The 18,286-nt window shown below is 63.4% G+C and carries 19 protein-coding genes and 1 other RNA gene; 8 read left to right on the top strand and 12 right to left on the bottom strand.

The genetic code is table 11. The annotated features are described in order from the left end of the window. Positions 1-21: 21 nt before the first annotated feature. Both groES and AC56DV_RS02545 read right to left on the bottom strand, forming a co-directional pair. The gene (gene groES / locus AC56DV_RS02550) at positions 22-312 is read right to left on the bottom strand and encodes a co-chaperone GroES (RefSeq protein WP_056393686.1); all 291 of its coding nucleotides are present in this window, start codon (positions 310-312) and stop codon (positions 22-24) included. A 270-nt stretch (positions 313-582) separates the two neighbouring features. Then, complete coding sequence (locus AC56DV_RS02545; RefSeq protein ID WP_496312728.1) at positions 583-864, bottom strand: hypothetical protein; 282 nt, start codon at positions 862-864, stop codon at positions 583-585. Between the two features lie 82 nt (positions 865-946). On the opposite strand from AC56DV_RS02545, the gene AC56DV_RS02540 reads away from it, so the two are divergent. From AC56DV_RS02540 to AC56DV_RS02525, 4 genes are all read left to right on the top strand, one after another. Next, the gene (locus AC56DV_RS02540; protein WP_496312727.1) at positions 947-1,183 is read left to right on the top strand and encodes a hypothetical protein; all 237 of its coding nucleotides are present in this window, start codon (positions 947-949) and stop codon (positions 1,181-1,183) included. Then, the gene (locus tag AC56DV_RS02535; protein ID WP_107872955.1) at positions 1,180-1,491 is read left to right on the top strand and encodes a cell division protein ZapA; all 312 of its coding nucleotides are present in this window, start codon (positions 1,180-1,182) and stop codon (positions 1,489-1,491) included. The genes AC56DV_RS02540 and AC56DV_RS02535 overlap by 4 nt, the downstream gene beginning before the upstream one ends. Positions 1,492-1,536: 45 nt before the next feature. Continuing rightward, positions 1,537-1,715: non-coding RNA, 6S RNA (gene ssrS, locus AC56DV_RS02530), on the top strand. A 77-nt stretch (positions 1,716-1,792) separates the two neighbouring features. Continuing rightward, positions 1,793-2,251, top strand: a complete 459-nt coding sequence (locus tag AC56DV_RS02525) for an EVE domain-containing protein (protein ID WP_496312726.1) — start codon at positions 1,793-1,795, stop codon at positions 2,249-2,251. Between the two features lies 1 nt (position 2,252). Here AC56DV_RS02525 and lgt read toward each other — a convergent pair whose 3' ends face one another. Continuing rightward, positions 2,253-3,071 (bottom strand): prolipoprotein diacylglyceryl transferase, encoded by an 819-nt coding sequence (gene lgt, locus AC56DV_RS02520; protein WP_496312725.1) that lies wholly within the window; start codon positions 3,069-3,071, stop codon positions 2,253-2,255. Further along, positions 3,065-3,967 carry a LysR family transcriptional regulator gene (locus tag AC56DV_RS02515; protein ID WP_496312724.1) on the bottom strand — a complete coding sequence of 301 codons (903 nt, stop codon included), beginning with the start codon at positions 3,965-3,967 and terminating at the stop codon, positions 3,065-3,067. The genes lgt and AC56DV_RS02515 overlap by 7 nt, the downstream gene beginning before the upstream one ends. Positions 3,968-4,086: 119 nt before the next feature. Here AC56DV_RS02515 and ilvD point away from each other — a divergent pair, with 119 nt between their 5' ends. Then, a complete protein-coding gene (gene ilvD, locus AC56DV_RS02510; RefSeq protein WP_496312723.1) occupies positions 4,087-5,949 on the top strand; it encodes a dihydroxy-acid dehydratase in 1,863 nt (620 codons plus the stop codon). Between the two features lie 47 nt (positions 5,950-5,996). Here ilvD and AC56DV_RS02505 read toward each other — a convergent pair whose 3' ends face one another. Then, on the bottom strand, positions 5,997-6,221 hold the full coding sequence (locus AC56DV_RS02505) for a TIGR04438 family Trp-rich protein (protein WP_057157398.1): 225 nt from the start codon (positions 6,219-6,221) through the stop codon (positions 5,997-5,999). 135 nt (positions 6,222-6,356) lie between these two features. Here AC56DV_RS02505 and AC56DV_RS02500 point away from each other — a divergent pair, with 135 nt between their 5' ends. Next, a complete protein-coding gene (locus AC56DV_RS02500; RefSeq protein ID WP_496312722.1) occupies positions 6,357-6,668 on the top strand; it encodes a c-type cytochrome in 312 nt (103 codons plus the stop codon). Positions 6,669-6,711: 43 nt separating this feature from the next. Here AC56DV_RS02500 and AC56DV_RS02495 read toward each other — a convergent pair whose 3' ends face one another. From AC56DV_RS02495 to folD, 7 genes are all read right to left on the bottom strand, one after another. After that, positions 6,712-7,842, bottom strand: coding sequence for a branched-chain amino acid ABC transporter substrate-binding protein (locus AC56DV_RS02495; RefSeq protein ID WP_496312721.1), 1,131 nt, complete (start codon positions 7,840-7,842; stop codon positions 6,712-6,714). Between the two features lie 103 nt (positions 7,843-7,945). After that, complete coding sequence (locus AC56DV_RS02490) at positions 7,946-9,088, bottom strand: branched-chain amino acid ABC transporter substrate-binding protein (protein ID WP_496312720.1); 1,143 nt, start codon at positions 9,086-9,088, stop codon at positions 7,946-7,948. Positions 9,089-9,224: 136 nt separating this feature from the next. Next, positions 9,225-9,581, bottom strand: coding sequence for a DUF2486 family protein (locus AC56DV_RS02485; protein ID WP_496312719.1), 357 nt, complete (start codon positions 9,579-9,581; stop codon positions 9,225-9,227). Next, positions 9,578-10,003, bottom strand: coding sequence for a DNA polymerase III subunit chi (locus AC56DV_RS02480; protein ID WP_496312718.1), 426 nt, complete (start codon positions 10,001-10,003; stop codon positions 9,578-9,580). The genes AC56DV_RS02485 and AC56DV_RS02480 overlap by 4 nt, the downstream gene beginning before the upstream one ends. Before the next feature lie 52 nt (positions 10,004-10,055). Next, positions 10,056-10,676 (bottom strand): glutaredoxin family protein, encoded by a 621-nt coding sequence (locus tag AC56DV_RS02475; protein ID WP_496312717.1) that lies wholly within the window; start codon positions 10,674-10,676, stop codon positions 10,056-10,058. A 19-nt stretch (positions 10,677-10,695) separates the two neighbouring features. Next, positions 10,696-12,795, bottom strand: coding sequence for a M3 family metallopeptidase (locus AC56DV_RS02470; protein WP_496312716.1), 2,100 nt, complete (start codon positions 12,793-12,795; stop codon positions 10,696-10,698). A 30-nt stretch (positions 12,796-12,825) separates the two neighbouring features. Beyond that, the gene (gene folD / locus AC56DV_RS02465) at positions 12,826-13,671 is read right to left on the bottom strand and encodes a bifunctional methylenetetrahydrofolate dehydrogenase/methenyltetrahydrofolate cyclohydrolase FolD (RefSeq protein WP_496312715.1); all 846 of its coding nucleotides are present in this window, start codon (positions 13,669-13,671) and stop codon (positions 12,826-12,828) included. A 230-nt stretch (positions 13,672-13,901) separates the two neighbouring features. Between folD and aceE the strand changes: the two genes are divergently transcribed. Both aceE and aceF read left to right on the top strand, forming a co-directional pair. After that, positions 13,902-16,598, top strand: a complete 2,697-nt coding sequence (gene aceE, locus AC56DV_RS02460; protein ID WP_496312714.1) for a pyruvate dehydrogenase (acetyl-transferring), homodimeric type — start codon at positions 13,902-13,904, stop codon at positions 16,596-16,598. 21 nt (positions 16,599-16,619) lie between these two features. Then, entirely contained in the window at positions 16,620-18,284 is a 1,665-nt protein-coding gene (aceF, locus tag AC56DV_RS02455; RefSeq protein WP_496312713.1) for a dihydrolipoyllysine-residue acetyltransferase, read from the top strand. Positions 18,285-18,286 lie beyond the last annotated feature (2 nt).

The raw sequence follows: 18,286 nt of genomic DNA, 5'->3' as shown, positions 1-18,286 counted from the left end.
TTCTCCTGAAATTATTTCTAATTACTTGTTAACAACGGCCATGATGTCTTCTTCGCGCATCACCAGCAGCTCGTCGCCGTCGACTTTGACAGCTTGGCCGGAATATTTGCCGAACAGAACGCGGTCGCCCACTTTCACTTCCAGCGGACGCACTTTGCCGTCGTCCAGCACTTTGCCATTGCCCACTGCCAGGACTTCGCCCTGGTCTGGTTTTTCGGCGGCTGCGTCAGGAATGATCAGGCCGGATGCGGTTTTGGTTTCCTGGTCGAGACGTTTGACGATGACGCGATCGTGCAAAGGGCGAAGGTTCATACAAAACTCCTTTATCAATGGTTGTCGTGCTGAGAGGCTGCGGTCAGAATGTTTCTGCATCGCAACCTCAGTATTCTTGTTAGCACTCTCGGCTAACGAGTGCCAATTATAGGGACGCTTATGTCCTATTTCAAGACAGGCATGAACTTATTTGATTGCCGCCTATGAAAGGGCGCCGTTCTTTGCGCTGGCTCAAGCATCCTTCAGTGACTTAAATGACAATCTTTTATTTAAGTCAATGTGGCGACCCGAACTATCGGGGCGTCAACATCAAGCGGCGCGACGCCTCGGTGCATGCCGATCCGTTCGACTGGCGGGTGGCGGCGGGAAATAATGTAAACGATTTATATGGTTTCTTCGATTGGCTGACCCGCGCACGCGCAGCCGCAGCGCGCAGGCCAGGTCGCGCCCGCAGTCCCGGATGTTCTCAAGCACCACTCCTTGCACCTGCGCATAGCCGTCCGGCTGCACGCGCAGTTCGTCCTGGACGGGCGCCGTCAGCACCGGCAGCGGCGCCGTTAACGCGCCCAGCAAGCCTGGCATTTTTTCCATAGTCTGAGGAGTGCCCCTAAATATGTGCGTCATGCGCGTGTACCTGTTGACGCGGCTTCCCTAGCCATCCTATAGTTGCGGGATGATTTCAGAATTCCAAGAACTTTCCGATAAGATCGACCAGCTCGCCGAGATGAGCCTGGCGCTGCGGCGTGAAAACGCCCAGCTGCGCCAGGTCAATGCGGCCCTGGTGGCCGACAACATGGCTTGCCAGCGCCGCCTGGCCGAAGCGCACGCGCGCGTGTCGGCGCTGCTGGAAAAGATTCCCGCCATCGCCACCGAGGCCGCTCCGGCCCCGGCACAAGAGGACGTGCAATGATACATCTGGACGTGAGCATCATGGGCCAGCCGTACCGCCTGGCGTGCAAGGAAGAAGAAGAGCGCGCGCTGCGCGAAGCGGCCAGCTTCCTCGACAAGAAAATGACGGCCATCCGCGACGCCGGCCGGGTCAAGGGCAACGACCGCATCGCCGTGATGGCGGCGCTGGGCATGGCGGCCGAATTCCTGTCCGCGCGCGCGCCGCAAGGGCCGCTGTCGGACATGTCGGTGCTGGACATGCAGGACAAGATGGCGGCCATGCACAAGGTGCTCGACAGCGCGCTGACGCCGCAAGAAAATCTTTTTTAACGACGAAAGGCCTTTCCCTGGCGGCGATAGAGGAGTAAACTCCGTGTCACCCTGCAGTGTTCGCGGATGCCATATATTCCTTGAACCATTTGTATGCAACGGTCGCGGAAATTTGTTTGATGGGAGTGAGCGTCGCTAGCCCGATGAACCCGAAATTGAACTAACTGTGACCACCTGAGCCACCAGGTTCGGGATGCCGGCATAGCGGCACAGGCGGGGCTTCATTCCCAAAAGAGCGGTTGTTAGCACCTTGGTGCGCAGCCGCTTTTTTACGTCCCTAGCTTTCATACGAAGGAGCGCCATGGCTTACTGGCTGATGAAGTCCGAACCGGACGAGATGAGCATCGACGACGTGCTGGCCGCAAAGGGCCACACCGTACCCTGGTTCGGCGTGCGCAACTACCAGGCCCGTAACTTCATGCGCGACGCGATGAAAGTGGGCGACGGCGTGCTGTTCTACCACTCCAGCTGCCCGCAGCCCGGCATCGCCGGCATCGCCGAAGTGGCCAGCGGCGCCTATCCGGACGATACCCAGTTCGATCCCGAGAGCCACTACTACGATCCGAAGTCCAAGCCGGAGGAGCCGCGCTGGCAGATGGTGGACGTGAAAGCGCTGCGCAAAACGCGCCTGCTGTCTTTGGCCGAGTTGCGCACCATCCCCGCGCTGGAAGACATGGTGCTGCTGCAGAAGGGCAGCCGCCTGTCCATCACGCCGGTCACGCCGGCGCAATGGAAAACCATCCAGGCCCTGCTCAAGTAGGCTAAGCCGGCGCCGGGGCGGTGGCGGAGATGTTGCGCTTGTAGGACCACAGCAGCAGCACGATGGCGCCGACGATCATCGGCAGCGACAGCATCTGGCCCGACGAGATGGTGAAGCCGAGGAAGCTTACTTCGTAGTCCGGCGTGCGGAAGTATTCGGTGAAGAAACGCGCGCAGCCGTACAGCAAGGTGTACATGGCGCCGACAGCCAGCCGCGGCCGCGCGTGGCGCGCGAACATCCACAGGATGATGAACACCAGCAGCCCGTCCACCAGCGCCTGGTAGATCGGCGACGGATGGCGCGGCATGGCGTCCACGTTGGGCCAGATCATGGCCCACGGCAGCGACGGGTCCGCATAGCGCCCCGGCAGTTCGGCGTTGATGAAGTTGCCGATGCGCCCGGCCGCGTAGCCCAGCGGCACCAGCGGCGCGATGAAGTCGTACACGTCCAGCACATTGCGCCCGGCCTTGCGCGCCCACAGCCACATGGCCAGCATCACGCCCAGGAAGCCGCCATGGAAGGACATGCCGCCGCGCCACACGGCGAAGATCTCCAGCGGATTCTGCAGGAAGAAGTCGAAGCGGTAGAACAGCACCTCGCCCAGCCGTCCGCCCAGCACCACGCCCAGCATGCCGTAGAACAGCATGTCGTCCAGGTCCTTGTTCTGCCAGCCCAGCTTGGCGATGTGCGGCTGCTTGATGCGCACCCTGCCCAGCGCCACGAACAGCGCGAACGCCAGCACGTACATCAGCCCGTACCAATGGACTTTGACCGGGCCTAGCGAGAAGGCGATGGGATCGGGCAGCGGGTGTATCAGCATTGCGTGTTCTTTCTTAATAGTTCGAGGAAGCCTTGCAGCACCGGCGAGGGATTGTCGCGGCGCCAGGCCAGCCCGGTCTCCACCAGCGGCGTGGAGTCGAGCAGCGCGCGGTATTCTACCCCCGGGCGCTTCAGGTTCGACACCGATTGTGGCACAAGTGCGAGGCCCATGCCAGCCGACACCAGGCTGACGATGGTCTGCATCTGGATCGCTTCCTGCCCTATGACGGGCGTGATGCCGGCCGCGTGGAACACGCCCAGCACCGCGTCGTACAGCGCCGGCGAGATCGCGCGCGGGAAGATAATCAGCGGCAGCGCCGGCAGCGCGTCCAGGGCCACCTTGCGCTTGCCGTGCAGCGCCGCCAGCCCGGCCGGCGCGGCCAGCACCAGCGGCTCCTTCAGCACCGGCAGATAATCGAGTTCCCCGCGCGCGCGTTCCGGCAGCGGCGGGATCAGCAGGCCGGCGTCGATGCGCCCGTGCAGCAGGTCCTCCAGCTGCAGGTCCGAGGTGGCTTCCTGCAGCGCGATCTGCACCTGCGGGAAGGCCGCGCGGTAGGCGCGCAGGAAGGGCGGCAGCACGCTGTAGTCGGCCGACGAGACGAAGGCCAGCGCCAGGCGTCCCACTTCGCCGGCGGCGGCGCGCTGCACCAGCTGCGGCAGTTCCTGCGCCTGCGCCAGCATGCGGCGCGCCTCCGGCAGCAGGGCCGCGCCGGCCGCCGTCAGCGCCACGCCGCGCCGGTTGCGCTCGAACAGCGGCGCGCCCAGCAATTCCTCCAGCGCCTGGATCGCCTGCGACAGCGGCGGCTGCGTCATGTGCAGGCGCTGCGCGGCGCGGCCGAAGTGCAGTTCCTCGGCCACGGCGGCGAAGTAGCGCAGCTGGCGCAATTCGAGGTTCATATGGAATCCTATGGTATTTCGTTGCTGTGATATGTGTAGCGTATCACAGCAGCCGGAATCTTATATTTGACATGGCAGTGCGGGCAAGGCACTCTGCTAGCACATCATAGGAGTAAGCCATGCCCCAATACCGTTCCCGCACCACCACCCACGGCCGCAACATGGCCGGCGCCCGCGCCCTGTGGCGCGCCACCGGCATGAAGGACGGCGATTTCGACAAGCCCATCATCGCCGTGGTCAATTCCTTCACCCAGTTCGTGCCCGGCCACGTGCACCTGAAAGACCTGGGCCAGCTGGTCGCGCGCGAAATCGAAGCGGCCGGCGGCGTGGCCAAGGAGTTCAACACCATCGCGGTGGACGACGGCATCGCCATGGGCCATGGCGGCATGCTGTACTCGCTGCCTTCGCGCGACCTGATCGCCGACTCGGTGGAATACATGGTCAACGCGCACTGCGCCGACGCCATGGTGTGCATCTCCAACTGCGACAAGATCACCCCCGGCATGCTGATGGCCGCCATGCGCCTGAACATCCCCGTGGTGTTCGTCTCCGGCGGCCCGATGGAAGCGGGCAAGGTGGTCAAGGTGGTCAACGGCAACCAGAAGATCATCAAGCTGGACCTGGTGGACGCCATGATCAAGGCCGGCGACAGCACCGTCTCGGACGCCGACGTGGCCGAGATCGAGCGCTCCGCCTGTCCCACCTGCGGTTCCTGCTCCGGCATGTTCACCGCCAATTCCATGAACTGCCTGACCGAGGCGCTGGGCCTGTCCCTGCCCGGCAACGGCACCATCCTGGCCACCCACTCGGACCGCAAGGAACTGTTCCTGAAGGCCGGCCGCCTGGTGGTGGAACTGGCCAAGCGCTACTACGAGCAGGACGACGCATCGGTCCTGCCGCGCAACATCGCCACCAAGGCCGCGTTCGAGAACGCCATGGCGCTGGACGTCTCCATGGGCGGCTCCACCAACACCGTGCTGCACCTGCTGGCCGCCGCGCACGAGGCCGAAGTCGAGTTCACCATGGCCGACATCGACCGCATCTCGCGCAAGGTGCCCTGCCTGTGCAAAGTGGCGCCGATGACGGACAAGTTCCACATCGAAGACGTGCACCGCGCCGGCGGCATCATCTCCATCCTGGGCGAGCTGGCGCGCGCCGGCCTGCTGGACACCTCGGTCTACAGCATCCACGCGCCGACCCTGGGCGACGCCATCGAACGCAACGACATCAAGCGCAGCGACGACCCGGCCGTGCACCAGTTGTTCCGCGCCGCGCCCGGCGGCGTGCCGACCCAGACCGCGTTCTCGCAGTCCGAGCGCTTCGCGTCGCTGGACCTGAACCGCGAAACCGGCTGCATCCGCGACAAGGCGCACGCCTACTCGCAGGACGGCGGCCTGGCCGTCCTGTACGGCAACCTGGCGGAAAACGGCTGCATCGTGAAGACGGCCGGCGTCGATGAGAGCATCCTGAAATTCAGCGGCAAGGCGCGCGTGTTCGAGAGCCAGGACGCGGCGGTGGAAGCCATCCTGGGCGACACCGTGCATGAAGGCGACGTCGTCATCATCCGCTACGAAGGTCCGAAGGGCGGCCCGGGCATGCAGGAGATGCTGTACCCGACCTCCTACATCAAGTCCAAGGGCCTGGGCAAAGCCTGCGCGCTGTTCACCGACGGCCGCTTCTCGGGCGGCTCGTCCGGCCTGGTGATCGGCCACGCGTCGCCGGAAGCGGCCGAGGGCGGCGCCATCGGCCTGGTGGAGGAGGGCGACATGATCGACATCGACATCCCGAACCGCAAGATCAGCCTGCGCATCGACGACGCAGAACTGGCCGCGCGCCGCGCCGCCATGGAAGCCAAGGGCGCCGACGCCTGGCAGCCGGTCAACCGCGACCGCTACGTGTCGCAAGCGCTGCAAGCCTACGCCGCGCTCACCACCTCCGCCGACCGCGGCGCCGTGCGCGACCTGTCGCAGCTCAAGCGCTAAATCGGCGCGCCAGAGCAAAAAGGGAGGATCCTCGGATCCTCCTTTTTTTATTTCTTCTTGTCAAAACTCTGCTTCACGCGGTCCTTGCGGCGCTGCTCGTCCACGTTGTGGGCCTTGCGCTTGTCCAGGCCCAGCATCGGTTCCAGCACCTCGAACCAGGCGAAAGCGAACACCATCAGGCCGACGATCCACCACCAGGACACCTCGGCAAAGCGCCACACTTCGAAGTAGCGCAGCCCGCACAGGGCCAGTATCAGCAAAATCAGCGGCATGGAAATTCTCCTTTACATCATCTTACAAAAGAAACGCCTATACCGGGGGTGATATTGTGGGGGCCGTCAACCCGGGCTATCATGCCAGCGTTGTGGAAAGGCGTTAGAATGAATGTAGTTACTATGGAGAAAACGATGAAACGATTTCTGATGTTGGGTATGGTGGCCGTATCGGCTTTCGCAACGCAATCCGCAATGGCGAACGCTGACCTGGCCAAGGCCAAGAATTGCATGGCTTGCCACGCGGTAGCAAACAAGCTAGTCGGTCCTGCGTTCAAGGACGTGGCGGCGAAGTACGCCGGCCAGAAGGACGCCGAAGCCAAACTGGCAGGTAAAGTGGTGAAGGGCGGTTCCGGCGTGTGGGGCGCGATCCCGATGCCAGCCAATCCACAGGTGAGCGAGGCGGAAGCCAAGACCCTGGTGAAATGGATACTGACCCAGAAATGATGTAAAAAAAGGAGCCGAGGCTCCTTTTTTATTGCCGAAGCAGTTACCTGACTACTTCGATCAGCTGGCGCTTGCCGTCCTTGTAGCCGTACAGCGTGAGCGCGCCGTTGTTGATGTCGCCATACTTGTCGAAGCTGATCGGGCCGGTAATGCCCTGGTACTTGATCTTCGCCAGGAAGGGCAGGTACTTGGCAGGGTCGGCCGACTTCGCTTCGGCCATCGCGGCCGTCATCGCCATCACGGCGTCGTAGGCGTACGGCGCGTAGATCTGCACTTCCGAGTTGTACTTGGCCTTGTAGCGGGCCGAGAACTCGTCCAGCGCCTTGCGCTGGTCGGGCTGGATGCCGCCCGCTTCGGCGCAGGTGACGATGCCGTCCGCGCCGCCCGACAGTTTCGGCAGCGCTTCGGTGCACACGCCGTCGCCGCCCATGAAGTGGGCCTTGATGCCCAGCGCCTTCATCTGGCGCAGCAGCGCGCCGGCGATGCCGTCCATGCCGCCGAAGAACACCAGGTCCGGGTTCTTGGCGCGGATCGAGGTCAGGATGGCGGTGAAGTCGCTGGCGCGGTCGGTGGTGAATTCCTTGGCGACGATCTGCGCGCCCTTGGCACCCTTGATGAACTCGCCGGCCACGCCCTGGCCGTAGGCGGTGCGGTCGTCGATCACGGCGATGCGCTTGGCGCCCAGCTTCTGCACCGCGTAGCGGCCCAGCGTGCCGCCCAGCTTGTTGTCGTTGGCGACAATGCGGAAGGCGGTGTTGAAGCCCTGGCGCGTGTACACCGGGCTGGTGGCCGAGGCCGAAATCTGGGCGATGCCGGCGTCGTAATAGATTTTCGAGGCCGGGATCGAGGTGCCGGAGTTCTGGTGGCCGATGATGCCGTTGATCTTGGCGTCCACCAGCTTCTGGGCGGCGGCCGTGCCCTGTTTCGGGTCGCCCGCGTCGTCTTCCGCCAGCAGCACGAACTTGACGGCTTTGCCGTTGATCTTGAAGCCTTTGGCGTTCAAATCCTCCACCGCCATGCGGGCGCCGTTTTCGTCTTCCTTGCCCAGGTGGGCCGACGGGCCGGAGGTGGCGGCTACGTGGCCGATCTTGACGACTTCCTGGGCCGCTGCTACGACCGGCATGCCGCCGGTAAATGCCAGCGCGAGCGCCGCAGCGATGTACTTTGTTTGCATTGTGCGTTCCTTAAAATGAAAAAAGGCCGTCCAGCGCTGGACGGCCTATGGCAATTATCGCCGATTTATCGCCGATTATTCAGGACAAAATTCGGAAGAAAGCTTATTTGATTACTTCCGTTTTGGTTTTTACGCCGTTCTTGTAGGTGAACAGGGTCAGCGAACCGTCCTTGATGTCGCCCTTCGAATCGAAGGAAATCAGGCCGGTCACGCCCTGGTACTTGATGTTGGCCAGGTAAGGCAGGTATTTCGCCGGATCGGCCGATTTGGCGTCCATCATGGCTTGCGCCATCAGCATCACCGAGTCGTACACGTACGGCGCGTACAGCTGGACTTCCTGGTTGTATTTCTTCTTGTAGCGGGCGCGGAAGTCGTCCATGTTCTTCTGCAGTTCAGGGCCGACACCGCCGGCTTCGGCGCAGGTGACCACGCTTTCCGGCGCGTTGTCGCCGGACAGGCGCGGCAGCGCGTCGGTGCACAGGCCGTCGCCGCCCATGTACTTGGCGTTGATGCCCAGCGCCTTCATCTGGCGCAGCAGCGGGCCGCCCACGGAGTCCATGCCGCCGAAGAACACCAGGTCCGGGTTCTTGGCCTTGATGGAGGTCAGGATGGCGTTGAAGTCGGTGGCCTTGTCGTTGGTGAATTCCTTGGCGACGATCTGCACGCCAGGCTTGGCCTTGGTCGCGCCTTTAACGAACTCGTCCTTCACGCCCTGGCCGTAGGCGGTGCGGTCGTCGATCACGGCAATCTTCTTCGCGCCCAGCTTGTTCACGGCGTAGGCGCCCAGCGTGCCGCCCAGCTTGGCGTCGTTGGCGACGATGCGGAAGGTGGTCTTGAAGCCCTGCTGGGTGTATTTGGTCTGGGTGGTGGCTGGCGACACCTGCGGAATGCCGGCGTCCGAGTAGATCTTGGAAGCGGGGATGGAGGTGCCGGAGTTCAGGTGGCCGACCACGCCGTTGACGTGGGCGTCGACCAGCTTCTGCGCCACGGTGGTGCCTTGCTTCGGATCGCTGGCGTCGTCTTCGGCCTGCAGCACGAATTTCACCGGCTTGCCGTTGATCTGCGGGTTCTTTGCGTTCAAGTCCTCGATCGCCATGCGGGCGCCGTTTTCATTGTCCTTGCCGAGGTGGGACGAGGGACCGGAGACTGGGCCGACGTGGCCGATCTTGATAATTTCCTGTGCGCCTGCGCTGCCTGCGAAAGCCATTGCGATGGCAAATGGAATCAACTTGGTGTTGAACTGCATGAACATTCTCCGATGGATTAGTAACGGCAGCGTCTCATGAACGCCACTTCTGGTTCTGCTGCACGAGAAGGTACAACAAATTATCGGCTACGCAAAGCAGGAAGCAATGGATTTGTGCAATTTGACTAAATTGATACTATTTTTTCTGCGCCTGCAGGTGCGTCAGCTCCTGCGCCACGGCGCGGGTGACGATCTTGGACAGCGTATCGTGCAGGCCGCTGCGGATCTCGGCGGTCAGGCCGCGCAGGGCATGGCTCAGCACTTCTTCCATGCTGTCCTTGATGCGCTGCTCCAGCACGAAGTCCACGCGCGCCTGCAATTGCTGCAGGATGCGCTCGGACAGCTGGCGCTCCAGCACCTCCCATTCGGTGGGCTGCGGCGCTGCGGCAGGGGCCGGCGGCTCCGTTGCGGCCGCCGCCGGCTCGTCGTCCAGCACTTCGGTCAGGACGGGAATGGACGCATCAAACGGATGGGCGGGACGGGCTGGGCTCATGATTTGTTGGCGACGAAGTGGGTGGGTTGGTATTCCTGCTGTTTGTACGACACGTAGCGCTTGCGTCCGGCCGCCGCGTCGGTCTCCTCGGACGACACTACCTCGATCACGCGCTGGAAGCGCGGGAAGATGGCCGGCGTGCGGCGCGACAGGTTGACCAGCAGGTCGCTGTGCGGCAATTCCGCGTCGTCGCTGCAGGCCAGCACGATCGGCGTTTCCGGCGCCAGCGGGTCGTTGCTGAGCACGTGCGGCAGGAAGTCGGCGCCGGAAAATCCCCACAACGCCTCGTCAAGATCGGCCAACTGCTCCATATCGTCGGTCATCAGCACGACGCGGTTGCGCGCGGCATAGGCCTTGCGCACCAGGCGGCAGGCGTAGGCGATCTTGTCTGGAACGTTGGTGTGGAAGTCGATACGGGTCATGGCTGGACTGGCAATACGAATGTCGGTCCAGCATTTTAACCGTAGCGCAGCGTTAGAACCGGAAATCCGGCGCAGCGTTGATCGGCGGCAAACGTCGTTCACGTTGCACTTGCTCGGCAGCAGCTTTTGAGGCAGCCAATTCGCGCTCCTGCTCGCTCGGGCCTGGCGGCGGCGCGGCAGCCACCGGCGCCGGATTGCTGTAGCCTGCCGGCAGCATGGGCTGGGCCGGGTAGCCGGCCTCGGACAGCAGCGTGCCCCAGGTTTCGGCTTCAAAGCCGATTTGCTTGCCGCGCCCGACCAGCAGCAGCGGCAGCTGGCCAACGCTGCCCGCGCGCTTCAGCGCTTCGTGGTCTTCCACGCTGTTGACGGTTTTCTCGGTGTAGGGGATGCCGCGCGCCTGCAGCAGGGTGCGGCCCTGGTCGCAGCCGCCGCAGTTGGCGGTGGTGTACAGGGTCACCGGGCGGCTGCGCGCGGCGGCGGCCAGTTCCGCCGGCAGCGCCGGCTGGCTGGGCGCGGTGCTGAAGGACTTCAGCGGCACGGCGTTGGCGGGCGGCGGCGTGTCGCTGTAGTGGATGACGCCCTTGGCGTCCTTCCACTTGTACACCTGCGCGCTGGCGGCGCCCGCGCACATCAGCAACGCCAATGTCCATCCCGCTGCCAGCCGCGCTTTCATGCTCTCTCTCCTTATGCCGTCATGCCGCCATACCACTATGGCGCAGCAGTGCGTCGATGCTCGGTTCGCGGCCGCGGAAGGCCGTGAACGATTCCAGCGCCGGGCGCGAACCGCCAACCGACAGGATCTCGCGCAGGTACCGCTTGCCGGTTTCCGACACCGCGTCCTCGCCCAGCGCCTGCGCTTCCTCGAAGGCGGCGTAGGCGTCGGCGGAAAGCACTTCGGCCCACTTGTAGCTATAGTAGCCCGCCGCGTAGCCGCCGGCAAAGATATGGCCGAAGGAATTCTGGAAGCGGTTGAACGCCGGCGGGATGACGATGGCGAAGCGCGCGCGCACCTCGTCGATCACCTGCTGCACGGACTTTTCGCCGTCTGGCGCAAAGTCGTAGTGCAGGTGCATGTCCAGCAGCGAGAATTCCACCTGGCGCAGGGTCTGCATGCCGGACTGGAAGTTCTTGGCGGCCAGCATCTTGTCGTACAGCGCGCGCGGCAGCGCCTCGCCGGTGCTCACGTGGGCCGTCATGTGGCTCAGCACTTCCCATTCCCAGCAGAAGTTTTCCATGAACTGCGACGGCAGCTCCACCGCGTCCCACTCCACGCCGGAAATGCCGGACACGCCCAGCTCGTTCACCTGCGTCAGCATGTGGTGCAGGCCGTGGCCGAACTCGTGGAACAGCGTGATCACTTCATCGTGCGTAAACAGCGATGGCTGCACTTTGCCGTCGATGACGGCAGGTTCGGTGAAGTTACAGGTCAGATAGGCGACCGGCGTTTGCAGCTGGCCGTTCGCGCCCAGGCGGCGGCCGCGCGCGTCGTCCATCCAGGCGCCGCCGCTCTTGCCGGCGCGCGCGTACAGGTCCAGGTAGAACTGGCCCACCAGCTTGCCGTCGCGCTCGATGCGGAAGAAGCGCACATCCTTGTGCCACGCAGGCGCGTCATCCGGCGCGATGGTGACGGAGAACAGCGAGGAAATCAGGCGGAACAGGCCGTCCACCACCTTGTGCTCGGGGAAGTACTGCTTCACTTCCTGGGCCGAGAAGGCGTAGCGGGCTTCCTGCAGTTTTTCGGACGCGTAGGGGATGTCCCAGGCTTGCAGCCGGTCTATGCCCAGCTCGTCCCTGGCGTAGGTGCTCAGCTCGGCGAAGTCCTGCTCGGCGAACGGCCGCGCGCGGCGCGCCAGGTCTTCCAGGAAGGCGATCACCTGCTCGGGGTCTTTCGCCATCTTCGGCACCAGCGACACTTCGGCGAAGTTCTTGTAGCCCAGCAGCTTGGCTTCCTCGTCGCGCAGCTTCAGCAGGGTGACGATGTTTTGCGTGTTGTCCCAGTCCTCGCGCTTGCTGAACGCGTCGCCCAGCTCGGAAGCCTTGGTGGCGTTGGCGCGGTAGACGGTTTCGCGCAGTTCGCGCTTGTCGGCGAATTGCAGGATCGGGTAGTAGGAAGGGAAGTGCAGCGAAAACATCCAGCCGGCCTTGCCCTCTTTTTCGGCCAGCGCCCTGGCGGCCTGCTTCACGTCGTCCGGCAGGCCGGCCAGGTCGGCCTCGTCCTCGACCGTCAATTTATAGTCGTTGGTGGCGTCCAGCACGTTTTCCGAGAAGCGCGTCGAGACCGCCGCGTGTTCTTCCTGGATGGCGGCGAAGCGCTCCTTCTGTTCGGCCGGCAATTCCGCGCCGCCCATGCGGAAGTCGCGGATGGCGTTGTCGATGATGCGCTTGCGGGCCGGCTCCAGCGCGTCGAACGCGGCGCCGGCGCGCAGCAGCTTGTACTTGGCGAACAGCGCCTCGTTCTGCGCCACGGCGGTGCCGAACTCGGTCATCTTCGGCTGGTTCTCGTTGTAGGCCGCGCGCAGCTCGGGCGTATCGACCACATTGTTCAGATGGCTGACCACGCCCCAAGCACGGCCCAGCAACTCCGAGGCGTCTTCCAGCGGCGCCACGAAGTTGTCCCAAGTTACCTCGTCCGTCGGCGCTTCCAGCGACGCGACCACGGCGTAGCTCTTTTCCAGCAGGTGGTCGATGGCCGGCGTCACGTGCTCTGCCTTGATGGCGTCGAAACGCGGCAGGCCGGAGAAGTCCAGCAGGGGGTTTTGGCTTACGTCGGTGTTCGTTGCGTCAGTAGTCATAGTCTGTCCAATGTGGCCGTGAAGGCTGGTTTATTTACGCTCGGCCGACTCGATGGTGTTCATCAACAGCATGGTGATGGTCATCGGACCCACGCCGCCCGGTACCGGCGTGATGTGCGACGCCACTTCCTTGATGTTGGCGAAATCCACGTCGCCGCACAGTTTGCCCGCGTCGTCGCGGTTCATACCCACGTCGATCACGATGGCGCCCGGCTTCACCATATCAGCGGTGAGCGTGTTGCGGCGTCCGACTGCGGCCACCACCACGTCGGCCTGGCGGGTGTACAGGCCCAGGTCCGGGGTGGCACTGTGGCAGATGGTGACGGTGGCGTTCGCTTGCAAGAGCAGCAGCGCCATCGGCTTGCCAACCGTGTTGCTGCGGCCGATCACGACAGCGTGCTTGCCGCGCAGGTCCACGCCGGTGGACTCGATCAGCTTCATGCAGCCGTACGGCGTGCACGGGCGGAAGCCTTCCAGGCCGGTCATCAGCTCGCCGGCGCTCAGCACCGAGTAGCCGTCCACGTCCTTCGAAGTGGAGATGGCTTCGATCACCTTGTGCGGGTTGATGTGCTTGGGCAGCGGCATCTGCACCAGGATGCCGTGGATGGCCGGGTCTTCGTTCAGCGCGGCGATGCGCTCCAGCAGGGCCGCTTCGCTCAGGTCGGCCTCGTACTTCTCCAGCACCGAATGGAAGCCAACGTCGCCGCAGGCTTTCACTTTGTTGCGCACGTAGACCTGCGAGGCCGGGTCTTCGCCGACCAGGATCACGGCCAGGCCGGGCTGTTTGCCCTGGGCGGTGAGCTTGGCGGCGCGTTCCGCGATTTCCGCGCGCAGTTTTTGGGAGAGGGCGATACCGTCGATCAGTTGAGCAGACATGGTTTTGGAGAGGTGGGAAGGAAAACCAGAATTATAAGGCCGGAGCGCACTCCGCGACCCCGCCCCGCAGCGAGGAAAATACGTACATTCCATAATATGAAACGTTTTATCGTAATTTGAAAAATCGGAAAATCGCTGTTAGAATCTTCACACTAATCCGAAGTCTTAGTAAATAATCACGACGCACCGTCCGATAGCGATCCGGGCATTCACACTAGGAGACTCACCGCATGGCACCTCAACTTGACCAGGTCACGGCACTCACGGCCAACGATTCTGATAAGCAAGAAACCAAAGAATGGCTGGAGGCGCTACAAGCCGTCCTGGAAAATGAAGGCCCGGACCGCGCGCACTATCTGATGGAACGGTTGATCGACCTGGCCCGCCAAAGCGGCTCGGACATCCCGTTCTCGGCCAACACCGCCTACGTCAACACCATCCCCGCCCACCTGGAGCAGCACTGCCCGGGCAATCTGGAATACGAAGAGAAGCTGCGTTCGTGGATGCGCTGGAACGCCATGGCCATGGTGGTCAAGGCCAACCGCGTGGACGGCGACCTGGGCGGCCACCTGTCCTCGTTCGCCTCGCTGGCCAACATGCTGGGCATCGGCTTCAACCACTTCTGGAAAGCGCCAAGCGACACCCACGGCGGCGACCTGCTGTACATCCAGGGCCACTCCTCGCCGGGCGTGTACGCCCGCGCCTTCCTGGAAGGCCGCCTGACCGAAGAACAACTGACCCATTACCGCCGCGAAGTCGACGGCAAGGGTCTGTCGTCGTATCCGCATCCGAAACTGATGCCGAATTTCTGGCAGTTCCCGACCGTGTCGATGGGCCTGGGCCCTCTGATGGCGATCTACCAGGCGCGCTTCCTGAAATACCTGCACGCCCGCTCCATCGCCGACACCACCGGCCGCAAGGTCTGGGCCTTCTGCGGCGACGGCGAGATGGACGAACCGGAATCGCTGGGCGCCATCGGCATGGCCGCCCGTGAAAAACTGGACAACCTGGTCATCGTGGTCAACTGCAACCTGCAGCGCCTGGACGGCCCTGTACGCGGCAACGGCAAGATCATCCAGGAACTGGAAGCGGACTTCCGCGGCGCCGGCTGGAACGTGGTCAAGGTCATCTGGGGCCCGGGCTGGGATGCCCTGCTGAAGCAGGACAAGGAAGGCATCCTGCAAAAAGTGATGATGGAAACCGTCGACGGCGAATACCAGAACTACAAGGCAAAAGACGGCGCCTACGTGCGCAAGCACTTCTTCGGCAAGCATCCGAAGCTGCTGGAAATGGTCGCCAACATGACCGACGACGACATCTGGCGCCTGACCCGCGGCGGCCACGATCCGCACAAGATTTATGCCGCCTTCAAAGTGGCGCAGGAACACCAGGGCCAGCCTACCGTCCTGCTGGTGAAGACCATCAAGGGCTTCGGCATGGGCAAGCACGGCGAGGCGCGCAACACGGCGCACAACACCAAGAAGCTGACCGACGAAGCCGTGCGCGAAATGCGCGACCGCTACTCGATCCCTATCCCGGACGACCAGCTGGCCGACATCCCGTTCTACAAGCCGGCTGACGACGCGCCTGAAATCAAGTACCTGCACGAGCGCCGCGCCGCGCTGGGCGGCTACCTGCCGCAGCGCCGCATGCAAGCGGACGAGAAGCTGACCGTGCCGCCGCTGTCGGCGTTCCAGAACGTGCTGGACGCGACCGCCGAAGGCCGCGAAGTGTCGAGCACCCAGACCTTCGTGCGTATCCTGACCACGCTGCTGAAGGACGCCAGCATCGGCCCGCGCATCGTGCCTATCCTGGTCGACGAATCGCGCACCTTCGGTATGGAAGGCCTGTTCCGCCAGGTCGGCATCTTCAACCAGCAGGGCCAGTTGTACGAGCCGGTCGACAAGGACCAGGTGATGTACTACCGCGAAGACAAGGCCGGCCAGATCCTGCAAGAGGGTATCAACGAAGCCGGCGGCATGAGCTCGTGGATCGCCGCTGCGACCTCGTACTCGACCAACAACCGCGTGATGATCCCGTTCTACACGTACTACTCGATGTTCGGCATGCAGCGTATTGGCGACCTGGTATGGGCCGCCGCCGACATGCGCGCCCGTGGCTTCCTGATGGGCGGCACCGCCGGCCGCACCACGCTGAACGGCGAAGGCCTGCAGCACGAAGACGGCCATAGCCACCTGTTCGCCGCCGCTGTGCCGAACTGCATGCCGTACGATCCGACCTTCGGCCACGAAGTGGCAGTGATCATCCAGGACGGCCTGCGCCGCATGGTGGAAAACCAGGAAGATGTGTTCTACTACATCACCATCATGAACGAGAACTACCCGCACCCTGGCATCAAGCCGGGCCAGGAAGAGGGCATCCTGAAGGGTATGTATCTGCTGCAGGAAGGCGACAAGTCGCTGAAGCAGCGCGTGCAGCTGATCGGCTCCGGCACCATCCTGCGCGAATCGCTGTTCGCACAAGAGCTGCTGAAGAACGACTGGAACATCGGCGCCGACGTGTGGTCCGCTCCATCGCTGACGCTGGTGGCCCGCGACGGCCAGGACGCCGAACGCTGGAACCTGGTCAACCCGACCAAGGAGCCGCGCGTGCCGTACGTGGCGCAGCTGATGAAGGACACCACCGGTCCTATCGTGGCGACCACCGACTACATGCGCGCCTTCGCCGAACAGATCCGCGCCTTCATCCCGAAAGACCGCACCTACCGCGTGCTGGGCACCGACGGTTTCGGCCGCTCGGACACCCGCGCCGCGCTGCGCGAGTTCTTCGAAGTGAACCGTTACTACATCACGGTCGCTGCGCTGAAATCGCTGGCTGAAGAAGGCAAGATCGAGGCGTCCGTGGTTGAACAGGCAGTCGTCAAGTACGGCCTGAACCCGAACAAGCCAAATCCGGTGACCCAATAAATAGAATACGGAGCAAACGCTATGAGCATTGTGGAAGTTAAAGTCCCGGATATCGGCGATTTCAAGGAAGTTGAAATCATCGAGCTGATGATCAAAGTCGGCGACACCATCAAGGTAGACCAGTCGCTGATCACCGTTGAATCGGACAAGGCCAGCATGGAGATTCCTTCGAGCGCCGCCGGCGTGGTCAAGGAAATCAAGGTCAAGGTAGGCGACAAGGTTGCCGAAGGTTCGCTGCTGCTGTTGCTGGAAGCCGACGGCGCCGCCGCAGCTCCTGCTGCCGCGCCGGCTGCTGCTGCCCCTGCTGCCGCCGCTCCGGCCGCCGCTGCCCCGGCCGCGCCGGCTCCGGCCGCAGCGCCGGCTGCCGCCTCCGGCCCCGTCGAAGTCAAAGTGCCGGACATCGGCGACTTCAAGGAAGTGGAAGTCATCGAAGTGATGGTTAAGGTTGGCGACACCATCAAGGTGGACCAGTCGCTGCTGACCGTTGAATCGGACAAGGCCAGCATGGAGATTCCATCGTCGCACGCCGGCGTGGTCAAGGAAGTCAAAGTCAAGCTGGGCGACAAGGTTGCTATGGGCACGGTCGTGCTGGTGGTGGAAGCTTCGGGCGGCGCCGCTGCTCCTGCTGCCGCCGCCGCTCCAGCCGCCGCAGCACCGGCAGCCGCCGCAGCCGCCCCGGCTGCCGCTGCCCCTGCAGCAGCTCCTGCTGCCGCAGCCCCGGCATCGCAAGGCTCGGTCACCACCGGCAAGCTGGCGCACGCATCGCCATCGATCCGCAAGTTCGCCCGCGAACTGGGCGTGGACCTGGGCAAAGTGCCGGGCAGCGGTCCGAAAGGCCGCATCACCCAGCAGGACGTGCAGAACTTCGTCAAGGGCGTGATGGCCGGCGCGGTGGCCGCGCCCGCAGGCGCCGCATCGCCCGCTTCCTCGGGCGGCGGCAACTTCAACGTGCTGGCATGGCCGTCGCTGGACTTCAGCAAATTCGGCGAAACCGAACTGCTGCCGCTGTCGCGCATCAAGAAGATCTCCGGTCCCAACCTGCACCGCAACTGGGTACAGATCCCGCACGTCACGCAGTTCGACGACGCGGACATCACCGACCTGGAAGCATTCCGCGTCGAGACCAACAACGCCAACGCCAAGAACAAGGACGCCGCCAAGCTCACCATGCTGGCCTTCGTGATCAAGGCATCGGTCGCCGCGCTGAAGAAATTCCCGACCTTCAACGCCTCGCTGGACGCAAACGGCGAAAACCTGATCCTGAAGAAGTACTACAACATCGGCTTCGCAGCCGACACGCCGAACGGCCTGGTGGTACCGGTTGTGAAGAACGCCGACCAGAAGTCCGTTTCGCAGATCGCCCGCGAAATGACCGAACTGTCGCTGCAAGCGCGCGAAGGCAAGCTGAAACCGACCGACATGCAAGGCGCCACCTTCACCATCTCCTCGCTGGGCGGCATTGGCGGCACGCACTTCACGCCTATCGTGAACGCGCCGGAAGTGGCCATCCTGGGCCTGTCCAAAGCGTCGATCAAGCCTGTGTGGGACGGCAAAGCCTTCCAGCCGCGCCTGATGATGGGTACGTCGCTGTCCTACGACCACCGCGTGGTCGACGGCGCGATGGGTGCCCGCTTCTCCGTGTACCTGAGCGAAGTGCTCGGCGACATGCGCAAAATTCTGCTGTAAGG

Source organism: Massilia sp. BGA-UO-ETr-WB1 (assembly GCF_059567845.1).
Note: the sequence above shows the minus strand (reverse complement) of the source record. Positions and strands in the feature narration are given on the sequence as shown.